The 2,121-nt window shown below is 64.2% G+C and carries 3 protein-coding genes; 2 read left to right on the top strand and 1 reads right to left on the bottom strand.

From position 1 onward, the window contains the following. Nucleotides 1-1,168 (top strand): dihydrolipoyl dehydrogenase family protein (locus AC04L7_RS17245; RefSeq protein ID WP_475513516.1); only part of this gene is annotated, 1,168 nt, incomplete at its 5' end. Then, nucleotides 1,165-1,773: a hypothetical protein gene (locus tag AC04L7_RS17240; RefSeq protein WP_475513515.1), complete on the top strand. Its 609-nt coding sequence runs from the start codon at nt 1,165-1,167 to the stop codon at nt 1,771-1,773. The genes AC04L7_RS17245 and AC04L7_RS17240, both read left to right, overlap by 4 nt. Nucleotides 1,774-1,798: 25 nt before the next feature. On the opposite strand, the gene AC04L7_RS17235 is transcribed toward AC04L7_RS17240, so the two are convergent. Next, nucleotides 1,799-2,002: a DUF2061 domain-containing protein gene (locus AC04L7_RS17235; RefSeq protein WP_299345725.1), complete on the bottom strand. Its 204-nt coding sequence runs from the start codon at nt 2,000-2,002 to the stop codon at nt 1,799-1,801. Between the last annotated feature and the right edge of the window lie 119 nt (nt 2,003-2,121).

The raw sequence follows: 2,121 nt of genomic DNA, 5'->3' as shown, positions 1-2,121 counted from the left end.
GGACAAGGTGGTCGGCCAGTTCACCAAGGGCCTGGCCGGCATGGCCAAGCAGCGCAAGGTGCGCACGGTGACCGGCGTGGCGAAGTTCGTCTCGCCGAACGAGCTCGAGATCGTCGGCAGCGATGGCAAGGCACAGCTGCTGCGCTTCGAGCAATGCATCATCGCCGCCGGTTCGCAGGCGGTGAAGCTGCCGAACTTCCCGTGGGACGATCCGCGCGTGATGGATTCCACCGATGCGCTRCAGCTGGCCGAGGTGCCGAAGAAGCTGCTCGTGGTCGGCGGCGGCATCATCGGCCTGGARATGGCSACGGTGTACCGCGCGCTGGGCAGTGAAGTGACCGTGGTCGAGTTCATGGACCAGCTGATGCCGGGCGCCGACAAGGACCTGGTGAAGCCGCTGGCCGATCGCCTGAAGAAACAGGGCGTCATCGTTTACCTCAAGACCAAGGCCGCCAAGGTCGAGGCGTCGAAGAAGGGCATCACCGTCGGCTTCGAGAGCGCCACCGAAGGTCAGGCGCCGGAACTGGCGTCGGGCACGTTCGATCGCGTGCTGGTCGCGGTGGGCCGTTCGCCCAACGGCGGCAAGCTGGACGCAGAGAAGGCCGGCGTGACCGTCACCGACCGCGGCTTCATCCCGGTCGATGCGCAGATGCGCACCAACGTGCCGCACATCTTCGCCATCGGCGACCTGGTCGGCCAGCCGATGCTGGCGCACAAGGCGACGCACGAGGGCAAACTGGCGGCGGAAGTGGCCGCCGGCGAGAAGAAGGAGTGGGTGGCGCGCGTGATCCCGTCGGTGGCCTACACCGATCCGGAAATCGCCTGGGTCGGCGTGACCGAGACCGAAGCCAAGGCCAAGGGCCTGAAGATCGGCGTCGGCAAGTTCCCGTGGGTGGCGTCGGCGCGTGCGGTCGGCATCGGCCGCGGAGAGGGCTCCACCAAGCTCATCTTCGACGAGCACACCCATCGCATCATCGGCGCCGGCATCGTCGGCGTGCATGCAGGCGACCTGATCGGCGAACTGGCGCTGGCGATCGAGATGGGCGCGGAAGCCGGCGACATCGGCGCGACCATCCATCCGCACCCGACGCTCAGCGAATCCGTGGCGATGGCGGCCGAGGTCTACGAAGGCACCATCACCGACCTGTACATTCCGAAGAAGAAGTGATCCGCCTGCTCGCCCGAGTCTGTTTGGCGGGCGTCTTGTTGGCCGCCAGCGCTGCTGCGCTGGCGTGCCAGTGCGGTCCGGTGGGTTCGCGTGATCTCGACGATCTTGCCGCGCGAAATGCTTACGTGGCCTTGGTCCGGGTTTCCGCTGTCGAACTTGTGCGTGAATCCGCGTTGCGAAATTTTCTCGGCGACACTCCGTCATCAGCCAGGTTGTACGGAATGCCGTATCAGATCGGCGGGGTGGTTGCCCGCTACGTGCTAGTGGAGCAGATAAAKGGCAAGGCGCTCACCGCTATACCCCGATTGGAATACCCGTTGGGGAATAATTGTATGAGTGGTGTAGCGCCGGGAGATTTCCTGCTGCTGTTTTGGGATCGGCCCGGCACCGTGCTCGAACCCACCACATGCGAGCCGCGCATCGTCAATCTCGGAGAGTGGTTGGGCACCCGCCAGCTGATGTTGAAGGATCTTCGGGAAAACGCCGCCTCAGGTCGCTCCATGCATCCCTGTGACCTGGAGTCGGGGCTGTCGGTCGATGACGCGACATGTATCCAGCGCAGAAAGGAGTCCATGGCGTTGGATAAGTCGCTGGGCAACCCTTAGCCGGTCCGCACCGGCGTCGAACGCGTCAGACAGGCAACGGAACGGTTCTCGCGGCACGCCGCGCCTCGATCCGCTTCCATACCTTCTCGTGGAAGTGGAAAACGACGGTATTGCAGGCCGGTTCGATCAGCGCCAGCGCGCCGCCCACCAGCAGGCTGCCGGTGAACAGGTAGCCCAGGGTGAAGGCCACCGAGAAATGCAGGATCGCGAAGCTCAGGGTCTTGTTCACGGCGGGGCTCCAGATGAGAACAGGTCTCAAGTATGGGCGCCCCGCACGTGCCGTCCAATGAAACATTTCGCTGGGATCGATAAGCGAGATCTATCGATAGGGCCGGATCAGAACCGGAA

Source organism: Pseudoxanthomonas sp. LjRoot204_2 (assembly GCF_056175765.1).
The sequence above is the reverse complement of the archived record's forward strand: the minus strand, read 5'-3'. Positions and strand labels throughout refer to the sequence as shown.